Genomic DNA, 16,167 nt, shown 5'->3' with positions numbered 1-16,167 from the left:
GGAGTACGGCAATGATTACCGAAGGCTTCACCGAGAAACTGACGACTTCTGACGATTCGTACGAAGCCGGAGAGCACCTCACGCCATTCCCCAGCGAAGCGGCCTTGCTTCAGAACGGTCAGCCTCAACTGCTGGCGCAGGCTGAAACACAGCAAGGCGCGACACAGCAAGGCGCGGAAGCCGTGGCGACGACCACAGCCACCCAGCCGGGCGAACAGACCGTCGTGGCCGAGAACAATATCGTCAAGCTTCCCGCTGGCACTTCCATCGAAAACATAGAGCTCGACGGCAACAACATCGTCCTCACCCAGCCGGACGGTAGCCGCGTCGTCATCGAAAATGCAGCCCTGCATGTTCCGACCTTTGTCATCGATGACGTTGAAATTCCGCAGGAAGCCCTGGTCGCCGCGCTCGAGGCGAACAATATCAACGTCGCCGCCGGCCCGGATGGAACACTGACGGCCACGGCGGGCGGCAACACAAGCGGTGGCGGCAACTTCAGCGAAGCCATTCCCGGCATTGGCGATGCCGGCCCTGCAATCGACCTCCTGCCGCCGACCGCGCTGCAGTTTGGCACGCTCGACCAGGAACTTCTCTTCCCCGCGCTCGATAAGGAAAACGAAGCCCCGTCCATCGGTTTCCCGAACACGAATGGGGGGAGCGACATCGCCATCGGCAGTGCGCTCGTCGATGAGGCCGGTCTCGCCAACGGGACGGATCCGGATGGTGCGCAAGACCCGACGCTCAGGGCCACGACGACCGGCACGTTCCGGATCTCCGACCCCGACGGCCTGGACGACATTGCCAGCCTCACCATCAACGGCCAGACAATTTCCATCGGCGGGCTTGTCGGCAGTTCGATCGCCGGCACCCTCGGCACCCTGACGATCACCGCCTACGACACGACGACCGGCGTGGTGAGCTACGGCTACACCCTGACCTCGCCCTTCACCAGCGCCGGCCCGAACAGCCCGTCCACCGAACAGGACAAGGACATCTTTTCCCTGACCGTTACGGACCAGGATGGTCTCAATGCTTCAGCAACCTTAAATGTGGACGTTACAGACGACGGCCCGAGGATCGTATCGGTTTCGGCCAACACGGCGACGAAGGTGACGCTCGACGAAGGCGACACCAATGCCGGCGTTGCCGGCACGAGCACCCCGACAACGCTGGTTCCGAACGGCTACACGGCGGGCGACGACCTGGACGTTGCAGGCCAGGGCTATATCGCGCGGGCCACGAGCGGCGCTGCCGCGCTGATCAACGTGTCGGCGCTGACGGGCGCTGACGGCCCGAACACCGGCGACGGCATCAGCTACAAGCTGTCGGTGGTGGCCGGCGGCGCCTCGGGCGTGAAGCTGACGGACGGAACGGACGTGACGCTTGTGAAGGTGTCCGACACCCTGGTTCTGGGTGTGGTCAACGGCACGACGGCTGCGTTCGCCATCTCGATGGACGCCGACACGGGCGTGGTGACGGTCGAGCAGTACCTGTCGCTCCAGCATGGCGACATCGCCAACTATGACGAACCGACGAGCCTGACGAACGGCGCGCTGTCGGTGATTGCGACGGTGACGGACGGCGATGGCGACACGGCCATCTCCTCGGCGGTGAGCGTCGGCAGCCAGATCGTCTTCGAGGACGACGGCCCGAGGATCGTATCGGTTTCGGCCAACACGGCGACGAAGGTGACGCTCGACGAAGGCGACACCAATGCCGGCGTTGCCGGCACGAGCACCCCGACAACGCTGGTTCCGAACGGCTACACGGCGGGCGACGACCTGGACGTTGCAGGCCAGGGCTATATCGCGCGGGCCACGAGCGGCGCTGCCGCGCTGATCAACGTGTCGGCGCTGACGGGCGCTGACGGCCCGAACACCGGCGACGGCATCAGCTACAAGCTGTCGGTGGTGGCCGGCGGCGCCTCGGGCGTGAAGCTGACGGACGGAACGGACGTGACGCTTGTGAAGGTGTCCGACACCCTGGTTCTGGGTGTGGTCAACGGCACGACGGCTGCGTTCGCCATCTCGATGGACGCCGACACGGGCGTGGTGACGGTCGAGCAGTACCTGTCGCTCCAGCATGGCGACATCGCCAACTATGACGAACCGACGAGCCTGACGAACGGCGCGCTGTCGGTGATTGCGACGGTGACGGACGGCGATGGCGACACGGCCATCTCCTCGGCGGTGAGCGTCGGCAGCCAGATCGTCTTCGAGGACGACGGCCCGGCTCCAGGCCCTGTTACCGCAACGCCTCAAACATTCGTCCTCGATGAATCGCGCCCCCTGGGGACCGACACCGCTAGCGGCGCCCTTCCCGGAGGCAGGGCTTCGATAAGTGCAAGTCTCTCGGCAAGCTTTGCTGCTGCCAGTTTCGGTGCTGACGGTGCTGCAACGCTCAATTCAGTCGTATACAGCCTCATTGTTGCTGCTGGTACGCAGTCGGGGCTTTTTGCTCTTGACCCGAGCGACAAGGTGCTGGACGCCGATGGGATCGGCCAGGGGAATGCAATCCTGCTCTATGTCAGTGCCGACGGAAAGACGATCACGGGCAGCACCGCCGCTGCTGTCGGGAACATCAACGCGGGGAACACCTATTTCAGGATCACCGCAACCGACCTCGGCCTGGTGACGTTCACCCAGCTCAAGAATATCTGGCACCCGACCCCGGGTACAGCAAGCTATGACGAAGGGGCCTCGATTACCGCGTCGATCAGCCTGACACGGACCTTGACGGACGGGGATGGCGACAAGGCGTCGTCGACGCTCACGCTTGGTTCGGGCACGTTTACCATTCAGGACTCCGGGCCAAGTTACACGGGTGCGACCGATGGCATCATCGGAAACATCGCTGGACAGGTTGAGGGCACGATCACGGGCAGCTTCGGTTCCGACGGCCCAGGCAGTATCCTGCTTAGCGCCCTTAACACTCCATCAGGCGTCACCGTTTCGGGGCCTCAGGCGACTCCGGACGGAGGCATGCAAATCGTCGCCACCACGTCGGTAAACAACGTTCCGACAACGTTCTACACCATGACCTGGTATCAAGATGGACGGTATGTCTTTGACCTTGTAACACCACGCCCGACGACAACCGTGGCGAACCTGATTTCAAACTCTGCCAGTGGCAACTACGACGTCCTCAATGAAGGCAACGGAATCATCTTTGATGGTCTCCAATTCAATCCGGCTACGCACGCGATCACGAACAATAATAGCTCGGGCGAAAGTCTCAACGTAAGTACGGGTGGGTTTGGGGTTGGGGGGAATCTGATCGGCAACCCCAATGGCAATAATGACGGCGTCAGAGTAACCTTCGCAAACCCCATATCTACTCTTAACTTCGACGTGAATTTCCAGAACAATGGAAGTCCCGCGACGATCTTTTGGCAAGCCTATAGCAATGGCAACCCGGTCGGGTCGATGCAATCAACGACAGTTACCGGGGTTGGCGTCGTTCCTGTCGTGTTGAGCGCTGGAGGTACGTTTGATCGAATCGACATTGAGTTCGCAACGTCGAAACAAAATAGCCTCCGTGTCGAGAACTTCTCGCTGACGAGAACGGTGGTACCCGGTGACACGTCACTCAACTTCGGCGTCACCTACACCGACGCGGATGGGGACCAGGTCGTCGGGTCGACCACTGTAGACAGCCAGGTCATCAACATCCTGCTGGCCGGCAACACAACGACCACGTTCACCGGCGACGCCGGCAGCGACTGGTTCACCGGCACCTCGGCCGCAGAGACCTTCGTTGGCAACGGCGGCGTCGATACGGTTGATTATTCCGGCTCCAACGCCGCCGTCATCGTCAATCTTGGAGACGCACTCACCGAGACTGGCGGTCATGCCGCCGGCGACACTCTGACAAACATCTCCAACATCCTGGGCTCAAACCAGGCCGATACGATTACAGGCAGCAGCGGCAACAATCTCATCGAGGGTGGGGCTGGCGCCGACACGCTGAATGGCGGAACGGGTATCGATACCGTCAGCTATGCTCATTCATCTGTTGGCGTAACGGTCGATCTGGGAATCGTCGGCCCGACAGCCCAGTCGTCGCCGGGCGACGCCAGCGGTGACCAGCTGACAGGCTTCGAGAACATTCTCGGCTCCGCATTCAACGATACGCTGACCGGCGACATCAACGATAACCTGCTGATGGGTGGAGCCGGTGATGACCAGCTGCATGGCGGCGGAGGGAGCGACAGGCTGGTCGGAGGCGACGGCTTCGACAGGCTTTGGGGCGATGGCGGCAACGACGTCTTCGTGCTCGACGGTTCCAACCTTACTGTCGCCGACACGATTGAAGACTATGTGCTGGGCGACGAGGTCGATCTGACAGCTCTGCTGGATGGCGTCGCGGCGGCAAACATCGGCAACTACGTGAAGGTCGAAGAGGTTGGGCCTGGGGCCGCGGATGTGCTCAAAGTGAACACGGCCGGAACGGGGCTTGCGGCAGATTTCGTCACGGTGGCGCATCTCGATGCGAACGCCGGTGTCAAAATTCTCTACAACGACGAAAACCACACCAACCAACACACGACCATCTGATCGAACAATCAAATCCCGCCGTCCTTCTTTGGGACGGCGGGCATTGAAAGCGTCGGGCTGCTATTGTACGTAGAGTGCAACATTTCTAATGTTTTTGGGGGAATTCATGACTTCGATACGCGACGTACTCGCCACGGCAATTCTGCTTGTCGGTGTCGGGTCTGCGACGGCGGCCGATCTCGGCAACTATTCTCAATGCACGCTGGCGTCGGATTCGACGCTGCTCAGCCAGCAGAGCAATGCGGTCCTGAGCGATGATGTCGTCCGGCTGATGAACGAGGCCGTCGGTGTCGCCGACGATCCCAGGTGGATCAACTCCCGCCAGCCGGCCTTTACCTGGGCATCCGAGGCGAAGGTCGCCTGCGGCAAGGCCTATGGCTATCTCAAGGCGAACTATCGCGACGAGGACTGGATCAACAAGTGCGAATGCTTCCATTCGCGCATGCTGCAATACATGAATTGATATCGTCCATGCGCGCTTTTTCTCGCTGTCGAGCCATCCTCAGCGTTGGCCTGCTTTCGCTCGGGATACTGGCCGGCTGCCAATCCTCCGCACCCGACGTCCTCGACAGTGCAGCGCAGGAAAACAAAGCTGCAGCGTCCGCTTCATCGACCACGATGGGCAGCGGCAGCGCGCATATCGATCTCTTCATAGACCGCGGCATCGCGGGAAGCGCCAGTGACTATCGCGATGGCGCGATGCTGGCGGCGAAGGAACTCGGCGCCGGTGCATTGACGCTCACCGTCCATGACCTGCCGGCAGGATCGGCTGACCTTTCGGGGCAAGTCTCGAAGGCCGTGGCCGGTGGCACGAAGTTCTTCATCGGCTCGCCGTTCCTTGCCAAGGCTGTCGCGAGCGGCGCAAGCGGATCGGCTTTCGTGCTTCTTGCAAGCGAACCGGAGAGCGGTGGCGTCGCCATCGTTTCCGATGAAATCGACGCTCTTGTCGAAGTGGCGGCCTATGCGGCAGGTGCCGGTCGCACGAAGATCATGGCGGTCACCGCACGGCCCCTCAGCGACGCGGAGGCGCAACGCTTGCGGGGCGGCCTGAAAAAAGCCGGCGTGACGCTGCTGGACATCGTCATCGACCCCAGCTCGCCGGCCGGCAAGAAGAGCCTGGCGAAACTCGGCGAAGCGCAGGCGGTGCTGCTGATCGGCGCCGATGCGCCCCGCGTCATCGCCCCGATCCTGCGGCAAGGCGGCGCGCTCGCCGCGGATATTCCATTCCTCGGCACCGCGACCTGGCCGGTCAACGGGTATGCCGAACCCGCGCTCGAAGGTTCGATGCTGGCGCTTGTCGACCAATCCGCATTGCAGCGCATCTCCAAGCGCTTCCAGGCGGCCTACGGTCGCTCGCTGTCGCTTGAAGCGGCCTATGCATTCGACGCCGTGGCGGTTGCCGCCGGCATCGTCCGTGCAAAGGGGGACCAGGGCCTGAGCAAGGACGCCCTCTACGCTGCCTCGGGCTTTGCCGGGGCGACGGGCACTTTCCGCTTCGATGCGCAAGGCCGCGTTGAGCGCCGTTTTGCCATCTATGGCCTGAAGCAAGGCAAACCCGCTCTGCTCGATCCTGCACCGACGGGCTTCTAAGCGCGGACCCTTGAAGCAGCACCAGTGTTTGCGAGATCGTGGGCGCATTCGGTTGGCAAGAAGCTGCTGAATGGTCATCAACCTTGCGCCTCCTCGACGGTGTGTGGGGCTGCGCTCCTGATCAGGGCTTTCCGATGATCGTGCAGGACCGGGAGTGAGCGACCGGCCGCGCGACGTCCTCCCAGCTGGATCGAACAGGTGAGGTTACTCACGCGCTCATGCGCCGCCATCCGTTGAGGAGCGCTCGTAAAGCACTGCCTCGCTGGACGCATCGATGCCGGTGAGGGTCAAATCATATCCCCAGAGACGGCGGATGTGCGCGAGGGTGGCGTCCCGTTCGCTCTCGTCCAGAAGAATACCGTTCTTGACCAGATGCCGCAGCCGAAGACGACGGTCGCCGAGAAGATCGACATCGACCACCTGGATATCGGGCCGCTGCGCGCCGGGATCGTAACTGCGGGCAAGTGCCGAGCGGACAGCGGCATAGCCGCGTTCGTCGTGGATCGAAGCGACCTCGCAGAACCGGTCGGTCGCGCGGTCGGAGAGATGGAACAGGCGGAACCTGCGGATGAGCGCCGGGCTCAGATACTGCAGGATGAAGGATTCATCGCGGTGGTTTTCCCAGGCGTCGATCAGCGTTCCCATCGCGTCGCCGTTCCCGGCGATATCGGGAAACCAGTCGCGATCCTCCCCCGTCGGCCGCGTGCAGATCCGCTCGATGTCCTGCATCATCGCAAAGCCCAGCGCATAGGGATTGAGCCCGGAAAAGCGCGGATCGTTGAAACCCGGCTGGAAGACCACGTTCGCGTGGCTCGCCAGAAGCTCCAGCATGGCCCCCTCGCTCATCTGTCCCTTGTCGAACAGCCGGTTTATGATCGTATAGTGCACGAAGGTCGCGCAGCCCTCGTTCATCACCTTCGTCTGGGCCTGCGGATAGAAGTACTGCGCGATCACGCGCACGATCCGCAGGATCTCGCGCTGCCAGGGCTCCAGGATCAGGCTGTGCTTTTCGAGGAAATAGAGCAGGTTCTCCTCGGGAAGATGCAGGGCTTTCCTGCGCTCCAGCGCCTCCTGCTCCGCCTCCTCGATATCGGCGGCCCCGGCCGTCGCCGGCAGCGTGCGCCAGAGATCGCTATAGGCCTGCTCCTCATATTCCAGGCGCTCGCGTGCCCGTTCCGTTACCTTGGCCGGGGAAAGCCGCGGCGGCCGGCGGTAGTGGAAGACGCCCTGGTCCATCAGCGCATGGGCTGAATCGAGGATTTCCTCCACGGCCGCAATGCCGTGCCGCTCCTCGCATTTGGCGATGTATTTCTTGGCGAAGTCCATGTAGCCGAGGATCGCGCCCGCATCCGTCCACTGGCGGAAGAGATAGTTGTTCTTGAAGAAATGGTTGTGGCCGAAGGCGGCATGCGCCGTCACCAGCGCCTGCATCGGCATGGTGTTCTCTTCCATGAGGTAGGTGATGCAGGGGTTGGAGTTGATGACCAGCTCATAGGCCAGTCCCCGCATGCCCTTGCGGTAGAAATGGCTTTCGAAGGCGAAGCGTTTGCCGAAGGACCAATGCTGATACATCAGCGGCATGCCGATGGAGGAATAGGCATCCAGCATCTGCTCGGAGGAAATGACCTCGATCTGGTTGGGATAGACGTCCAGTCCCAGTTCGCCGACGGCGATCTCCTCGATGGCCTCGTAGGCGCGCGACAGCGTGGCGAAGTTCCATTCGGAGCCGGTAAACAGCAGGGTGGCGTCGCGTGCCATGGTCGTTCCCTTCACCGGCCGGGCCGGGCAGCCTTGTGCCGGGCAAAGAGTTTTCGGAACACCGGGTAGATATCGGCGGGCCTTGCGATGCGGGTCATCTGGAAATTGGCAATCGCGCCATCGACGGTGCGGTAGGCCCGCCAGAGCGCGGTGCCATTGTCCGTCGCGCCGAAGATCTCGCTTTCCCGCTCGTCGATGATTTCGACATAGGCGTAGTACTGGCAGAGCGTCATCAACTCACCGCGCAAGAGCTGCGCGCAACGTTCGGAATCGCCCGTCGCATTGTCGCCATCGGAGGCCTGCGCAGCGTAGATGTTCCAGAGGTTCGAGGGATAGCGATCGAGGATGATGCGCTGCATTTCCTCCAGCGCGGTGGAGACGACCGTGCCGCCGCTCTGCTTGCTGAAGAAGAAGGTCTCCTCGTCCACCTCCCGCGCCTCGTCCGTGTGACGGATGAAGACGATGTCGATGCGCTCATAGCGCCGTTTCAGGAAGAGGTGCAGCAGCACGAAGAAACGCTTGGCCAGATCCTTCTCCCGTTCGCCCATCGAGGCCGAGACATCCATCAGGCAGAACATCACCGCACTGGCATTGGGAAGCGGCTGGCGTTCGAAGCGGTTGAAGCGCACATCGACGGGGTCGACATAGGCGATGCGCTTGCGCCGCTTCTGCAGGATTTCCAGATCGGCACGCAGCGCCGCAAGCCGCCGGCGTTCCGGCGCGGAAAGCTCTGCCTCCGCCTCCAGCAAGGCGATCTCGTCGGCGAGAGCCTGGTACTCCCCTTCGCTCGGGCGGCGCAGCGCGATGCGACGCCCGAAACTGTTGCGCATCGTGCGCCCGACATTGATGTTGCTCGGCGTGCCCGACGTCGTGAAGCCGACACGATGCGCCTTGTAGGTCACGGTCTCCTTGAGATTGAGCTTGACCATGTCGGGAAGCTCGAGATCCTCGAAGAAGAGATCGAGCACTTCGTCGCGCGAAAGCACGAACAGGAAGTCATCCTCGCCTTCGCCCTGCCCCGGGCCTCGCCCCCCGCCTCTTCCGCCGCCGCTGTCAGGCTTGCCGATCCGGTCGCCGGCCGAAAAACTCTCGTTGCCCGGCAGGACATATTGCCGTTCGCCACTGGCGGAAGAATTGCGGAAGCCCGGTTCGTCCGCACCGCGCTTCGGCACCGGCACGCCGTGGGCGGCATCGACATCGGTGATCCTGTCGGATTTGACCCGGTCGTTGATCGAGCGCTTCAGCTCGTCGTGCACGCGCTTGATGAAGCGCTGCCTGTTACCGAGGCTGCGATCCTTGGGGTTCAGCCGGCGATCGATGAAGTTCGGCATGGGCCAACCTCCGCATCGGCGTTTGTCAGCCGGCCTTGTTGACGCGCATGTACCAATCGACCAGCCGCCGCACCTGCCGCACGGTATAGCCCCGCTCGGTCATGCGCGCGACGAAGTCGGCATGCTGCTTCTCCGTGGCGCTGTCCTTCTTCGAGCCGAAGCTGATGACCGGAAGGAGGTCCTCGACCTGGCCGAACATGCGTTTCTCGATGACCTCGCGCAGCTTCTCGTAGCTCGTCCAGGACGGGTTTTTCCCGCCATTCCGGGCGCGGGCCCGCAGGGTGAACTTGACCACCTCGTTGCGGAAATCCTTGGGATTGGCGATGCCCGCCGGCTTTTCGATCTGCGACAGCTCGCTGTCGAGGATATCGCGGTTGAGAATCTGGCCGGTGTCCGGATCCTTGAAATCCTGATCCTCCAGCCAGGCATCCGCATAGGCGATGTAGCGGTCGAACAGGTTCTGGCCGTATTCGCTGTAGGATTCCAGATAGGCCTTCTGGATCTCGTGGCCGATGAATTCGGCATAACGCGCGGCGATTTCCGAACGGATGAAGTCGAGATAGTTCGCCTCGACCTCCTTGGGGAACTGCTCGCGGCGGATGGCCTGTTCGAGGATATACATGAGGTGGACCGGATCGGCGGCCACTTCCTTCGTGTCGTAGTTGAACGTCTCCGACAGCACCTTGAAGGCAAAGCGCGTGCTGATGCCGTTCATGCCCTCATCGACGCCGCCCGCATCGCGGTACTCCTGCAAGGACTTCGCCTTGGGGTCGGTGTCCTTCAGGTTTTCGCCGTCATAGACGCGCATCTTGGTATAGGTCGGCGAATTCTCATGCGGCGTCAGGCGCGTGGCAACCGTGAAGCGGCTCAGGTTTTCCAGAACTTCGGGCGCGCAGGGGCTGTCGGACAGCTCGCTCTCGCGCAGCAGCTTTTCATAGATCAGCCGTTCCTCGGTGACGCGCAGGCAATAGGGCACCTTGACGACGAGGATGCGGTCCAGGAAGGCCTCGTTGTTCTTGTTGTGCTTGAACTGCAGCCATTCGGACTCGTTCGAATGGGCAAGCACGATACCCTGATAGGGGAAGGCGCCGAAATTCTCCGTTCCGTTGTAGCTGCCCTCCTGCGTGGCGGTCAGCAACGGGTGCAGAACCTTGATCGGCGCCTTGAACATCTCGACAAATTCGAGAAGGCCCTGCGTCGTGCGATTGAGACCACCGCTATAGGAATAGGCGTCGGGATCGGCCTGGCTGAAATTCTCGAGCTGGCGGATATCCACCTTGCCGACCAGCGCCGAGACGTCCTGATTGTTCTCGTCGCCGGGCTCCGTCTTGGCGATGGCGATCTGGCGCAGCCGCGAGGGCATCAGCTTGACGACGCTGAATTTCGAAATGTCGCCGCCGATCTCATCGAGCCGCTTGGTCGCCCAGGGCGATATGAGACCGGTCAGACGCCGCTTGGCGATGCCGTATTTTTCCTCCAAGAGGTCGCCCATGCGCTCGCGACCGAAGAGACCGAGGGGTGATTCGAAGACCGGGCTGATCTTGCCATCGATGGCGAGCACATAGATCGGCTGCTCCTCCATCAGCTTCTTCAGCCGTTCGGCAAGCGAGGACTTGCCGCCGCCGACCGGCCCGAGGAGATAGAGGATCTGCTTGCGCTCTTCGAGGCCCTGCGCGGCGTAGCGGAAATAACCGACGATCCGTTCGATCGTATCCTCCATGCCGAAGAAATCGGCGAAGGACGGATAGAGCTTGATCGTACGGTTGGCGAAGACACGCCCGAGGCGTTCGTCCGTGCTGGTATCGAGCAGCTTGGCCTCGCCGATCGCCGCGATCATGCGCTCGGGCGCCGTCGCATACATGCCCGCATTGTCGCGGCACCCGAGGAGATACTCCTGCAGGCTCAGCGTCTCGCGCGCTTCACTAGCGTAGGCCTTTGAAAACAGGTCGAAAACGTCACTGCCGTCGGTTCGCATGGAACCCTCCCACAGTCACTGGACCGAGCCGCTTCGGATGATTGCGGCACCTGCATATTATACGAGAGAAACACGACTTTTGTTCCCCTCAAGATGGAAAAAGAAATCAAATTCGCGTGCACGTGCCATGGCGACAGGCTTGGGCGCCTGCAGGAAGGCGCAGGACCGCCAGGATTGCCCCTATTCCTGGTCGACCGGCTCGCCACTCTTCGGATTGATATTGATCTCGACCTTCGCCTTGTCGCGCGTGCGATACTCGATCTCGTAGTAGCCACGCTCATTCCACGACATCTCGACAAGCCGCAGGAAGTCGGGGCGCCCCTCTACAGCCGCCAATATCTCGGATGGCTTCTTGCCATCCTCGGCGCGCGGTTTTGCGTCCTCAGCCATTGCAGGCGTCAGCGAGAGGGCGAGAACGCCAGCGACAATTGCGGTCCGCATTTTCATATCGGCCTCCATCACATCGATCGGGATACCAAACGGCGCATCCGGCGGCAGGTTCCAAACAGAACCTATTGCCCGTTCCGGGACAGACGTTTGTTATCGGCACCGCTGATCATGTTGAACTGGAGCACGTTACTGGCTTCGAGCTGGGTCGCCGGCACCGGCATTCCCACATAATATCCCTGGAGCTGGTTGATGCCATATTGCTGCATCAGCCGCTGATGTTCAATCGTTTCAACGCCTTCGACGAGAATCTTCACGCCGCGATTGCGCAGCAGGCCGATGATGTCGAGCAACATCCTCTTGCCTCTCTCCGTGCCGCAGTCATGGAGAAAGGATCGATCGATCTTGACGGTGTCGAACTCGATCAGGCGAAGCCACGAGAGCCCTGCGAACCCGGTTCCAAAATCGTCGAGCCAGACCTGAACGCCCAGGCTTCGCAGGTCGCTGATGCAACGAACGACATCCTGATCGATTTCCATCTCGGCGCCCTCGGTGATTTCGAGAGCAAGCCGCCCGCCGGTCAGGGAGAATTCTTCCAATGTGGCTTCGACATAGTGGGCGAAACCCGACTTCTTGAGTTCGATCGGGGAAACGTTGACGCTGGCAACCGGCACCAGATCGGTTGCCAGCAGGTTCTGGCACACCGTGCGAATGGCCCACCGGCCGAGTTCGATGATCGAACCTGTCCTCTCCGCAACCGGAATAAACTTCGCTGGCGATACGGGCGTTCCGTCCAGCATCCTCAAACGCATCAAGGCTTCGACCGCGTCCATCTTGCCGGTCTGGACGTTCCGGATCGGCTGATAGACGAGGGAGACAAGGTCCTGTTGAAGCGCGATCTTCAAAGTCGCGGCTATGTCCTCGCTATCATCGGCAAATTGGGCGCTTTCAGGATCGAAGACCAGGAGGGTGTTGCGGCCTGCGGCCTTCGCGGCGTAAAGCGCGCGGTCGGCTTCATAGATGACCTTTTCGACCTGCTTGGTTGCATCCCTCGTATAGGACACGCCCACACTGACCGTGATGACGGTGGTGCCATCCCGCCTGTGCTCGTGGGGCCAGGCCAACGCCCGGACGGCAGCACACATGGTATTTGCCACCTCGGTGGCCCGTTCCAAAGTCTGCAAGGGCGTGATGACGATGAACTCCTCGCCCCCGTATCGGCCAATGATCGAGCCGGAGGCAGAGGCGACGCGGCGCAGAAGGTGGGATACCGCGATCAGACACCGGTCCCCTTCCAGATGGCCATAGCCGTCGTTGTAGTGCTTGAAATAGTCGACATCGATGAGCAGGACGGCAAAGGGTATCTTGTGGTCGTGCCAGCGCTGCCAGTGATCCTGCAGAAGTTCATCGATTGCCCGTCTGTTCTTGAGGCCGGTCAACGGGTCGGTATTCGAAAGGTGCAGAAGGGCCTTGCCCCTCTCTTCCGCCGCAGCCTGCTGCAGGCTGGCTTCGAATGCGTTGAGGAAGACCTTGTAGCGCTCCCTGTTAAGCTGCAGATTCACGTAGGACGTAAAGACAAAACACGAAATGCAGAATGCGCCGAGGATCAATTTGTGCAGAAGCAGCATCGGCGCGAACAAAAAGAGAGCGCCGATGAAGATGAGCATGTTCGTTGCAGAAGCCGCAAGAGCGACCGGAAAGCGAAAGCTGAAGAACAGATTGACGCTCATCATGAAGATCGCGCCAAAAACCATATAGTAGGAAAATGCCTCCTTGATCGAGGTCATCTGGGCGGTGAGCAGCCACACGAGATAGGCTGCGAGAACGGACACCGCCGCCGCAATATCGACCGTATCGGCCTTTGCCTTGCGGTAGAGCAGGAGCTCCAGCATGCACAGTGCGCTCACGCCCACGGCGCCCCGGCCGGTCATCGTGTACTGGACCACATCGCCGATAAACAGGTAGTCCGTGAACGAGTAGGCAAGGTAGGCGGCGACTGCGATCCAGAGGCCGCTGCGCGTGGCGCTCTTTCGGCTGTCCTCGCTGTTCTGCTTGTACAGATGACGCAACTGTTCCTGCGAAAGCGGGGGCCGCGTTGTGGCGGCTGCGGTTTCGGCTAACACGTGCATCATGCCCCTGCCACCCACCATTTTTCAGCAGTTGCCCAACGCAAGCCGCTCGCTGCTGGATAGCTGCACACGGGCACCACATCAACCGAGAGCGCCCGAGCAACTCCAAAAGCGGGTAGAGTATCGCTCGGCTTCACTAACAGTTTCTAAAATTGGGATCACAAGGCGACCCTGGCGCCAGCCTTGGCGCTTGACCTCGACGAAAATGCTTAAGATTTTACCTAATCTTTTGAGTCTTTTTTCACGAGTGAGATTTCCATGGCTGAACCCCTCTTTTCCCTCGATGGCCAAAGCCTGATCACACCCCACGCCGTCAACAACACGCTGCGCCCCTCCCCGAGCCCGGGCAACGAGAGTGACCGTCTTCGAACGGCCGAGGCCGAATTTGCGATCGTCATCAACATTGCAATGCAGCGCTTCGATGCGGGGAACAACCGGCCGCAAACGGTGAGGTGGTTGATCGACCAGCTCCATGACATAAGGACGAAATTCGGCGATGCCGTATGGCAGCAGCTCATCCCGCTCATTCAGGCCCATTCCTCGGCGACGATCCTGCAGCAATGCCCGTTCACGCGCTGGTCCTATGAAAAACCGCGGGGGTATTCCGGCGATGCAACGCTCATAGACTTTATCTATGGGCATCCGGCTGTGGCAGACGACGTGGCCCGCTCCACCCGCCTCGGCCTGGAGATCTTCGAATGCACGATCAACGCGCCCGGCCCGGTCGCCGTAAGAGAACGTCGCGACATCCTGACCCGCCACGTCGATGAGACGGCCATTCGTGCCGGGTCGGACGCCGAGATATTGGCCATCGCCGCCGGCCATCTTCGCGAGGCGGAAACATCGGTCGCTCTGGCCGAAGGACGCCTCAAGCGCTGGGTTGCCCTTGACCAGGACCCCCAAAGTATCGCCTCGATCCTCAGGCAATTCGAGGGAACCGCTGTCGAGCCGATCGATGGCTCCGTCCGCGGCTTGCTTATGCGCAAGCATCGGCTCGGCACGTTCGATCTCATCTATGCGGCGGGCCTGTACGACTACCTGACGGACCGGGTGGCGATCCAGCTCACGCGGATCTGCCTGGAAATGCTGAAACCAGGTGGCGTCTTCCTCTTTGCGAACTTTTCCAACGAGATGGCCGACGACGGCTATATGGAATCCTATATGAACTGGGAGCTTATCCAGCGGTCCGAGGCAGACATGTGGCGGATTGCCAATGAAAGCGCGGCGGAAAATGCCTTCACGAAGACGGTCTGGTTCGGTGCCAACCGCAACATCCTGTACAGCACCATAACGAAGCTGGCGTAGCCTCGCCGGGCCGGGTTGGCCGTTTGCGTGTCGGCCCGTACCACCCGGCGGAGCGATACCGTCTTTCCGCGCCGTCGGGCATTTAGGAAATCGAAGCAGTTTTGCGGCAGATTGGTTGGGCAATTGATGCGCCGGCGGCAGGCCGGCGTATTGACGATCGGGGAGGCTCCGCACGCGCGTTGGTCCCTTCGGAAAGGCGGGAAGGTTATCCGTGTTCACGCAGCAGCAACTCACGTCGATCCTGTCTTCGCTTCCCGATCCCGCATTCATCCTCACCCGTAGCGGCCGCTATGCCGCCGTTTTCGGAGGAAAGGACCTCAGGCACTATCACGATGGCAGCCACCTTGTGGGGCGCAGCATGTTCGACGTGCTGAAGGAGGAAAAAGCCCGGTGGTTCGCCGCGCAGATCGAAAAGGCGCTGGAAAGCGGCGCGCTCCATATCGTCGAATACGAACTCGGTGGTCGTGACGTGAAGGGGGCCGGCGACGGGCCCGATCATTCCATCTGGTTCGAAGGCCGCGTTCAGGCGCTGGATTTTCCCGTGGAGGGCGAGGCAGCCGTCGTCTGGGTGGCCAGCAACATCACCGACAAGAACGCAACCCAGCAGACGCTGCGGCAACTGAGCGAGACCGACGCTCTGACCGGGCTCTACAACCGCCGAAAGCTGATCGCGACCCTGGACGACCGTATGGTCGCCTTCGAGCGCGAAAAGGTTCCGACCTCGGTGCTGGTGTTCGACCTCGACAACTTCAAGCGCCTCAACGATGAAATGGGACATCACGCCGGCGATGCTGCGCTTGTCGAGATTGCAAGGCTCTGCCGCCAGCATCTGCGTGAAAATGACGTCGTCGCGCGATTTGGCGGAGACGAATTCGTGGTCGTCATGCCCGGCACGCATTGTCGCGATGCCCTGGAAATCGCCGAGCGGCTTCGCAAGTCCGTTCCGGTGAGCCTGCGGGAAGCCGTGCGCTACGAGTCGACGATCAGCGGCGGCGTCAGTGAAATCTGTCCACCGGACCGCACGTCCGGCGACATATTGAAGCGCGCCGATGAGGGGCTGTATCTGTCGAAGCGATCCGGCCGCAATCGGGTATCGTCCCTCTGACTGCCTGACCCATCAGCTTCTGGCGACC

10 protein-coding genes are annotated in these 16,167 nt (G+C 61.3%); 5 read left to right on the top strand and 5 right to left on the bottom strand.

Translation table 11 applies throughout. From position 1 onward, the window contains the following. The first annotated feature begins 11 nt into the window (after positions 1-11). The 3 genes from V8U06_RS17455 (at position 12) to V8U06_RS17445 (ending at position 6,149) form a co-directional block, all read left to right on the top strand. On the top strand, positions 12-4,559 hold the full coding sequence (locus V8U06_RS17455) for a DUF5801 repeats-in-toxin domain-containing protein (protein ID WP_427141735.1): 4,548 nt from the start codon (positions 12-14) through the stop codon (positions 4,557-4,559). 106 nt (positions 4,560-4,665) lie between these two features. Beyond that, positions 4,666-5,022 (top strand): hypothetical protein, encoded by a 357-nt coding sequence (locus V8U06_RS17450; protein ID WP_427141734.1) that lies wholly within the window; start codon positions 4,666-4,668, stop codon positions 5,020-5,022. Positions 5,023-5,030: 8 nt separating this feature from the next. Then, entirely contained in the window at positions 5,031-6,149 is a 1,119-nt protein-coding gene (locus tag V8U06_RS17445; RefSeq protein ID WP_427141733.1) for a hypothetical protein, read from the top strand. Positions 6,150-6,365: 216 nt separating this feature from the next. Here the strand turns inward: V8U06_RS17445 and V8U06_RS17440 are convergent, their stop codons facing one another. The 5 genes from V8U06_RS17440 to V8U06_RS17420 all read right to left on the bottom strand — a co-directional run bounded on the left by V8U06_RS17440 (position 6,366) and on the right by V8U06_RS17420 (position 13,732). Then, a complete protein-coding gene (locus tag V8U06_RS17440; protein WP_427141732.1) occupies positions 6,366-7,907 on the bottom strand; it encodes a SpoVR family protein in 1,542 nt (513 codons plus the stop codon). Positions 7,908-7,918: 11 nt separating this feature from the next. Beyond that, complete coding sequence (locus V8U06_RS17435) at positions 7,919-9,238, bottom strand: YeaH/YhbH family protein (RefSeq protein WP_427141731.1); 1,320 nt, start codon at positions 9,236-9,238, stop codon at positions 7,919-7,921. Between the two features lie 25 nt (positions 9,239-9,263). Continuing rightward, entirely contained in the window at positions 9,264-11,213 is a 1,950-nt protein-coding gene (locus tag V8U06_RS17430) for a PrkA family serine protein kinase (RefSeq protein ID WP_427141730.1), read from the bottom strand. Between the two features lie 180 nt (positions 11,214-11,393). Beyond that, entirely contained in the window at positions 11,394-11,660 is a 267-nt protein-coding gene (locus V8U06_RS17425; RefSeq protein WP_427141729.1) for a PepSY domain-containing protein, read from the bottom strand. 65 nt (positions 11,661-11,725) lie between these two features. Beyond that, complete coding sequence (locus V8U06_RS17420; protein WP_427141728.1) at positions 11,726-13,732, bottom strand: putative bifunctional diguanylate cyclase/phosphodiesterase; 2,007 nt, start codon at positions 13,730-13,732, stop codon at positions 11,726-11,728. Positions 13,733-13,987: 255 nt separating this feature from the next. Between V8U06_RS17420 and V8U06_RS17415 the strand changes: the two genes are divergently transcribed. Both V8U06_RS17415 and V8U06_RS17410 read left to right on the top strand, forming a co-directional pair. After that, on the top strand, positions 13,988-15,034 hold the full coding sequence (locus V8U06_RS17415; RefSeq protein ID WP_427141727.1) for a class I SAM-dependent methyltransferase: 1,047 nt from the start codon (positions 13,988-13,990) through the stop codon (positions 15,032-15,034). A gap of 211 nt (positions 15,035-15,245) precedes the next feature. Continuing rightward, the gene (locus V8U06_RS17410; protein WP_427141726.1) at positions 15,246-16,139 is read left to right on the top strand and encodes a diguanylate cyclase; all 894 of its coding nucleotides are present in this window, start codon (positions 15,246-15,248) and stop codon (positions 16,137-16,139) included. Positions 16,140-16,167: the final 28 nt, after the last annotated feature.

The organism is Shinella sp. G-2 (assembly GCF_050172695.1).
In the GTDB taxonomy this organism is placed as follows: domain Bacteria; phylum Pseudomonadota; class Alphaproteobacteria; order Rhizobiales; family Rhizobiaceae; genus Shinella.
The sequence above is the reverse complement of the archived record's forward strand: the minus strand, read 5'-3'. Positions and strand labels throughout refer to the sequence as shown.

Bases quoted from the DNA above. Each gene is read 5' to 3' on its own strand.
- V8U06_RS17455 (WP_427141735.1), top strand. From the start codon at position 12: ATGATTACCGAAGGCTTCACCGAGAAACTGACGACTTCTGACGATTCG.
- V8U06_RS17450 (WP_427141734.1), top strand. From the start codon at position 4,666: ATGACTTCGATACGCGACGTACTCGCCACGGCAATTCTGCTTGTCGGT.
- V8U06_RS17445 (WP_427141733.1), top strand. From the start codon at position 5,031: ATGCGCGCTTTTTCTCGCTGTCGAGCCATCCTCAGCGTTGGCCTGCTT.
- V8U06_RS17440 (WP_427141732.1), bottom strand. From the start codon at position 7,907: ATGGCACGCGACGCCACCCTGCTGTTTACCGGCTCCGAATGGAACTTC.
- V8U06_RS17435 (WP_427141731.1), bottom strand. From the start codon at position 9,238: ATGCCGAACTTCATCGATCGCCGGCTGAACCCCAAGGATCGCAGCCTC.
- V8U06_RS17430 (WP_427141730.1), bottom strand. From the start codon at position 11,213: ATGCGAACCGACGGCAGTGACGTTTTCGACCTGTTTTCAAAGGCCTAC.
- V8U06_RS17425 (WP_427141729.1), bottom strand. From the start codon at position 11,660: ATGAAAATGCGGACCGCAATTGTCGCTGGCGTTCTCGCCCTCTCGCTG.
- V8U06_RS17420 (WP_427141728.1), bottom strand. From the start codon at position 13,732: ATGATGCACGTGTTAGCCGAAACCGCAGCCGCCACAACGCGGCCCCCG.
- V8U06_RS17415 (WP_427141727.1), top strand. From the start codon at position 13,988: ATGGCTGAACCCCTCTTTTCCCTCGATGGCCAAAGCCTGATCACACCC.